The sequence below is a fragment of the Chthonomonas sp. genome, assembly GCF_035294505.1.
In the GTDB taxonomy this organism is placed as follows: Bacteria; Armatimonadota; Chthonomonadetes; order Chthonomonadales; family Chthonomonadaceae; genus Chthonomonas.
This window is the reverse complement of the sequence record NZ_DATGKU010000061.1, coordinates 1-6,417: the sequence shown is the minus strand read 5'-3', so window position 1 is coordinate 6,417 and position 6,417 is coordinate 1. Positions and strand designations below refer to the sequence as shown.

At 54.9% G+C, this 6,417-nt stretch carries 4 protein-coding genes; 3 read left to right on the top strand and 1 reads right to left on the bottom strand.

Features of this window, described 5'->3' with window-relative positions; genetic code table 11:
* From VKV18_RS02925 to VKV18_RS02915, 3 genes are all read left to right on the top strand, one after another.
* Window positions 1-811 (top strand): choice-of-anchor tandem repeat GloVer-containing protein (locus tag VKV18_RS02925; RefSeq protein WP_324202734.1); only part of this gene is annotated, 811 nt, incomplete at its 5' end.
* A gap of 219 nt (window positions 812-1,030) precedes the next feature.
* Window positions 1,031-4,294 (top strand): AfsR/SARP family transcriptional regulator, encoded by a 3,264-nt coding sequence (locus VKV18_RS02920; protein WP_324202733.1) that lies wholly within the window; start codon window positions 1,031-1,033, stop codon window positions 4,292-4,294.
* A gap of 281 nt (window positions 4,295-4,575) precedes the next feature.
* The gene (locus VKV18_RS02915) at window positions 4,576-5,808 is read left to right on the top strand and encodes a rhomboid family intramembrane serine protease (RefSeq protein WP_324202732.1); all 1,233 of its coding nucleotides are present in this window, start codon (window positions 4,576-4,578) and stop codon (window positions 5,806-5,808) included.
* Window positions 5,809-5,834: 26 nt separating this feature from the next.
* Here VKV18_RS02915 and VKV18_RS02910 read toward each other — a convergent pair.
* Window positions 5,835-6,417, bottom strand: a 583-nt coding sequence (locus VKV18_RS02910; protein ID WP_324202731.1) for an enolase C-terminal domain-like protein, incomplete at its 5' end; no start/stop codon positions are given.

The window sequence follows — 6,417 nt, the reverse complement described above, 5'->3', positions numbered from 1 at the left end:
CATCTATGGCACCTGTCAAAATGGTGGGTCGCCATCCAACGGCGGAGGGGTGCTCTATGCAATGCCTACCTTCGGCAACGGCTTCTTCGTAATTCACTCCTTCGACTTTGGACCTACCACCGATAACGGAGGCGGCCCTGTGGGCGGCCTCACCCTTGGTCCGGACGGCGACCTCTATGGCACAACCAATGGAGGTGGTAGCAACGGCACGGGTGTGGTCTTCCGCTACGGCCCAAAGGTGCTAGCCCTCAGCCCAAATGGCGCTGCAGCCGGCTCCTCCGATCTCACCTTAACGGTAGTAGGATCGGGCTTTACGCAATTCGCACGTGTGCTGTGGAACGGGCAAGGACTCTCTACGAAACAGATCAGCTCTCAGCAACTTCAGGCCACCGTGCCGGCATCCTTGCTTGCCAGTGCCGGTTCGGCCACGGTTCAAGTGACTGATAGTACTCTGGGGGCAACGACCTCACCGCTCATCTTTCTTATAGGGCAGCCCCAACTTCAAATCCATCTCACCTCTGCCTCGCGCGACCAAAACAACAACGTGATCGTCCAACTCACGTTTATCAACTCTGGAGGAGCCACCGCCGGTAACCTTAATTTGTCCTCCGCCAAGCTCACCGATAGCAGCAAAAACACCGTTATGGCCACTGCCGGAACAGGGGCCATCGGCGACCTTCCCTCAGGAAGCAGCATCACGATAAATCTCACCTTTCCTGCTTCCGTGGTCTCAGGGAAAGGCGTGCTGCGCATCGCAGGCACCTACACGCAAGGCAGCTTCGGAGGCTCATTCCGAGTTAACATCCCTTAGGAAGAAGAGGCCCTCTTTCCTCATAACGCCATAACGCTGTTACTTTGCCCTGCTTCGCCGTATGGCCCAGCGAAGCAGGGCATTTTTTTAGATTTTGACTCTCTATCGTTTTCATTTGGGTTATAATACTAACAAGAGTGCTTGTTTGCTCTTGATAAGACTCTTTTGAGTCAATAATTGTTGTAGAGAAATCTTTAGATTGCCGTGAGGCAAACGACGATGATGAACCAAGCTTGGCGCATCGAGCTATTGGGTGGATTAAGGGCCTATCTGGATAAGGAAACGCACTTTCGACAATCTACTCGCAAGATGGGAGCGCTATTGGCCTATCTCATTTTGCATAGCCCCCACTTCGTTCCACGCGAAGAGCTTCTTGCACTCCTCTGGCCGGAAGAGGAACAGGAAGTCGCCAAAAATCGGCTGCGTGTCATGCTCACATCCTTGCGCTATCATCTTGAACCCGCGGGTATCAAACGCGGGCTTATCCTGCAGGCCAACCGTCTAAGCGTACGTCTTCATCCTCAGGCCTTTACCTCCGATGTGCTCGATATGCTCTATAAAATGAAACGGGCCGACAATGCTCCGAACGAGCGAGAAAGTGTGGCTTCTCTCCGAGAGGCGGTTGCTCTCTACAAAGGAGAGCTGTTGCCGGGCAACGACGAGGAGTGGGTGCTTGCACAAAGGCAGTATCTTTCCGAACTCTATTATAACAGCTTGCGTAAACTGACCACCGTGTTAAAGCAGATGGGGGACTTCCAGCAGGCCATCGAGTATGCCCAAAAAGCCCTCTATCTGGAGCCTTTAGACGAAGAGGCCCACTACGATCTGATCCAACTCTACAGTCTAGCCGCTCAGCCCTCCACGGCGCTACGCCACTATCAGCAGCTCGAAGCCCTCTTTCACCGAGAGCTAGGTACTGCACCCTCTCCAAAAGTGCAAGCGCTCGCAAATCAACTCCAAAAGCAACTCGGGCATCGAGGCCGCAAGCAGCAGCCCACTCAGAATGCCCTTCCAATACTGATCGCAACCGAAGTGCCGAAGCCCCTCCCGCCCAAGCAACACATCCCTCCACGCCTCACACGATTTTTTGGAAGAGAGGAGGAGCTAGAGTGGCTCCAAAGACACCTCGTCCCCAGCCCTCATCAGTATCGGCTTATTAGCCTGCTTGGAACGGGCGGCATCGGAAAAACACGCCTCGCCATCGAGGTTGCCGAAAGGGTACAAGACTGCTTTGGTGGAGGCATCTACTTTATCCCTTTTGCCAGCCTCTCCAACCCGGCGCTTATTGGGCAGACGGTTCTGGAAGCCTTGGATATCTCTCAAGAACGCCACCGAGAGCCTATCAAACACCTTGTTGAGGCCTTGGCAGAAAGAGCGGAATGCCTGCTGATTTTCGACAATGTCGAGCATCTATTGCCCGAAGCCGCCTCCATTCTGCAGCATCTCTTGGAACGGCTACCCCACCTCTGCTGCCTTGTGACCTCTCGAAAGAGCCCTGGCATTCGTGGTGGGCGTGAATATTGGCTGCAGCCACTGCCTACCCCCAAGCAGGAGATGTCTGCCGGTGAACTGCTCCAATCTCCCAGCGTAGGCCTGTTTGTAGACAGATTGCAAAGCCACAATCGTAAATTTCTATTGAATGAGCGTAACTGCAACGACGTGGCCTGGATTTGCCAATGGCTTGAGGGACATCCCCTCGCTATGGAGCTGGTCAGTAGTCACGCCAAAATGCTCTCTCTCTCCCAAATGCGAGACCACTTTACCCATCGCCTCAATTGGACGGTAGATACCTCCTCGCTTGAAAAAGGAGATCGGCAGGGTTCCCTTCAAAGGGTTCTCGACACCAGTTATCAACTGCTCCCTATACGTCTACGGAAGCTCTTCACGAATCTGTCGGTTTTTCGAGGAGGTTGGGACGCTGAGGCTGCCTGTAAGGTCTGTTTCGACGAGGGAAACTTCTTGGAGACGCTGCAGGCACTGGAAACGCTTCGCACCAACTCGCTTATAGAAGTGGAACAGGAGGGAGAGACCCGTTATCGAATGCTGGAGGTGCTCCGGGAATATGCCGCACTTCACCTGCCGGACGAGGAAAGAAAGAGATTGTGTGACCTCCATTATCACTTCTTCTTTCAAAAGGCACTCTCCGGGCAACAGGGCGAAAGCGAACTGCACAGGCGAGAGGGGTTGTCCTACCTAAAAACAAACGAGGCCAATGTGCGGGCCGCTTTAGAATGGGGTTTTGCCAAGGAACCGGAAAAGGGCGCGATCTTTGCAGAGGCGCTCGTCCCTTATTGGATGGTACGCGGTGCCTATATAGAAGGCCGCAACTGGCTATCGAAGGCGCTGGCCAGTTACCCCCAACGCGACCTGACCTATGCAAAGGCGCTTAACGGACTTGGTTGGCTCTCGTTCGATGCTGGAGACTATGCTACAGCGCGTACCTGTTTGGAAGAGTGCTGTGTCCTCTATGAACAACTAGACCACAGAGCTTATCTCGCCTCCGCGCTGCGTCAATGTGCACAGGTGGCTTGGGTAAACGGCGATCTCACCAGGGCCTGGACCTTGCTGCAGCAAGCCTGGGACGTCCATGGTTTGATCGGCACACAGGATAGGGCCTGCGGTGTTTTGGGCATGATGGGCATCGTTGCGCAAGAACAAGGGAACCTTCAAGCGGCGAGAACCTATTTGCAACAGAGCGCTCATAAACTTCGGGAACTCGACGATAGGGTGTTAGGTTATGCTTTAGGAAACCTAGGCATCGTGGAGCTAAATCTAGGAAACTACAAGGAAGCAGCCGCGCTGCAACAAGAGGCTTTGGAGCATTTTCAAAAATGGGAAGATGTGGGCGGCATCGCCTTCATCCTGCTTAATCTCGGCAGGTTGGCTCGCCTTCAACAAAATTTCGCAGATGCCCTCGCCCTTTGCCAACAAAGCCTAACCATTGTGCGCCAAACACAAGAGACACGTGCCATCGCCTATGCCCTTTACGAACTTAGTGCCATCGCATTTGAACAAGCCCAAATGGATACGGCACAAGCTTATCTCGAAGAGGCCATCCAATTGGCATGTCGTTCTGAAGAGAGAGCGCTCCTTCCCATGTTTTACACCTTAAAAGCAAACCTCTTGTACAGCACCAAAGCAGAGTTTGCCGCCGTCATCCCTCCTCTCCAAGAAGCATTGACCATGTTAATTTCAGCACCTAACGCCATTCTTTTAGGCGAAGCATTAGTAACGACTGCTCTCTGCTTGCCACCAAACGACGATCTCGAGGCCGCTCGGCTCTGGGGGGCACTCGAACATCATCAGGATATCACCGGCTTGGTTCTTTCCCCAACCAAACAGAGGGCAAAGAGCGAGAACATGGCCCAAAGAAAGTGCAGATGCACAGAAGCAGATTGGCAGGAGTGCTACGCTCAAGGAAAAGAGATGGCTCTCCTCGATGCCGGCCACTATGCATTGAAGTTGCTTCAATCACACTACTGAAAGCCAGTCCACAGCAGGATTGCGCCCGAGTTGCCTCTTACTTCCCACAAGCGCAGATGGATTCTAAAATCGGAAGTACCTTGACGATGGCGCTGGTTAGGGCGATGCGGCGCATCGCCCGCACGCGGCTCGTTGTCAACCGACCTATCGTGTAGTAGGAACGGGGTCACCCTGCCCCTACAAAGCGCAAGCCACCTGCATAAGATCGGCGGTAGTTGATAATGACAAAGGCCGAAATAAAAGGTAAAAAGAGGTCGTATCGTCTTTCGTGAGGGGAACGAATGTTTCTACCTTATGCTACCGACCAACCGACAGAAAAAAGACCGTGGATGACTTTGGCCCTCGCCGGCTGCCAAGGGCTAATTACCCTGAGTCTTCTCCTTGGCGCCCATTTCTGGCGATGGGATGTGAACGCTCTACTTTATCGTTATGGGCTTGTGCCCTCCCACCTTCATCTCTGGAACCTTCTCACCTACTCCTTTCTGCACGCCGATCCGGCGCATCTGCTCCTTAATCTCTTCTTCTTATGGGTGTTCGGCACGGGCGTGGAGAGCGCTATCGGCGGTGGCAAACTTCTGGCCCTCTACCTTTTATCCGGCGCGGTTGGAGGCTGGCTACAGTGCCTTATTATTCTTACCCTTCTCCCTCCTGAGGTCGCCCACGTGCCTATCATCGGGGCCTCCGCAGCCTGTGCAGGGCTTGTTGGCGCCTACGCCGTACGCTATTACCGTGCGCGCATCTCCTTTGCCCTTTTTCCCATCCGCCCCCATGTCGTGCTGGTGGTGGCGATCTTTCTGGCAGGGGAAATAGGCAGCGGCTTATGGCGGCTTTGGGTGGGAGATACCGCCTACGGAGTAGCCCACTGGGCACATATTGGCGGTTTCGTAACCGGTCTTACAGCGGCCTATTTGCTGCGTCTTCCCCAAAAGGCTCAGATGGCTTACCTCACCAGAGATGCAGCACAGGCGCTGGAGCAGAATCGCCCTGGTGCGGCCATTCCCCGATGGGAGGCCGTGCTTCAAAAACACCCCGACGATGCGAACGCGCATGCCGAGCTGGCCCGCGCATGGGAGATTATGGGCGACCAGGAACAGGCCGCTATTCATTTCAACACCGCACTCGATATCTACCTGAAGATGAGAATGCGCTCCATGGCCGTAAAGCTTTACTTAGAGATGCAATCCCATCACATCACACAGGTAGCCTTATCTCCAGCTCAACAGTATTTTCTGGCCTGCGCCCTCGAGGAGGGAGAGCACCTTACGGAGGCCTTAACGCTTTTTCGCCAGGTAGCCCAGGAGAGCCTCCATAGCCCCGAAGCGGAGACGGCCTTGCTGAAAGCCGCAGCCCTCTGTGCCCGCTATCTCCACCACCACGAGGAGGCGCAACAGCTCATTGCCCTGTTTCACCAGCGCTATCCGCATAGCCAATGGCGACACCTCGCCGACGGCCTGGCCCGCGAATTAGAATCACCCACTAAATCCGCAGACTCGCCCACCGCCGACCCATCCTAAAAGCGAACCGTGGCCGGGGGTTTTAACTACCAGTCGGCCATTGAGCCATCATCCTCATGAAACCACCGACCTGGGTCCGGCTTGGGTTTAAGGGGATGCGCCCGCAACCACTCCTCGTCCGGCTCTACGCCCAAACCGGGGGCCTGAGGCACGGCGATGTAGCCGTTCTCTACGGTGAAAGGCTGCTTCAACACACCCGCCCCTAACCCGATGGGGTCTACGAACTCCTGCACCAGAAAGTTAGGGGTGCAAGCATCCACCTGCAGGCTCGCCGCCAGATTAAGCGGGCCGTAGGGATTATGCGGCGCCAGGGCGGCATAGTAGACCTCCGCCATACTCCCGATCTGGCGTGTCTCCCAAATGCCCCCACAAATGCAGGGATCAGGCTGCAATACGGTAGCGGCCCCTTTCTCCAATACCTCCCGAAAGCCCCAGCGCGTGAAAAGCCGCTCGCCGGTAGCAATCGGTGTCTTACATTGCGCGGCCACACGAGCTAAAGCATCCACATTTTCCGGTAAAACAGGCTCCTCGATGAAAAGCGGATGATAGGGACGCATGGCCTCCTCCATCTGCACGGCCATGGCCGGGCTTACCCGTCCATGAAAGTCC

Coding starts and splice junctions, on each gene's coding strand:
- VKV18_RS02920 (WP_324202733.1), top strand. CDS start 1,031: ATGATGAACCAAGCTTGGCGCATCGAGCTATTGGGTGGATTAAGGGCC.
- VKV18_RS02915 (WP_324202732.1), top strand. CDS start 4,576: ATGTTTCTACCTTATGCTACCGACCAACCGACAGAAAAAAGACCGTGG.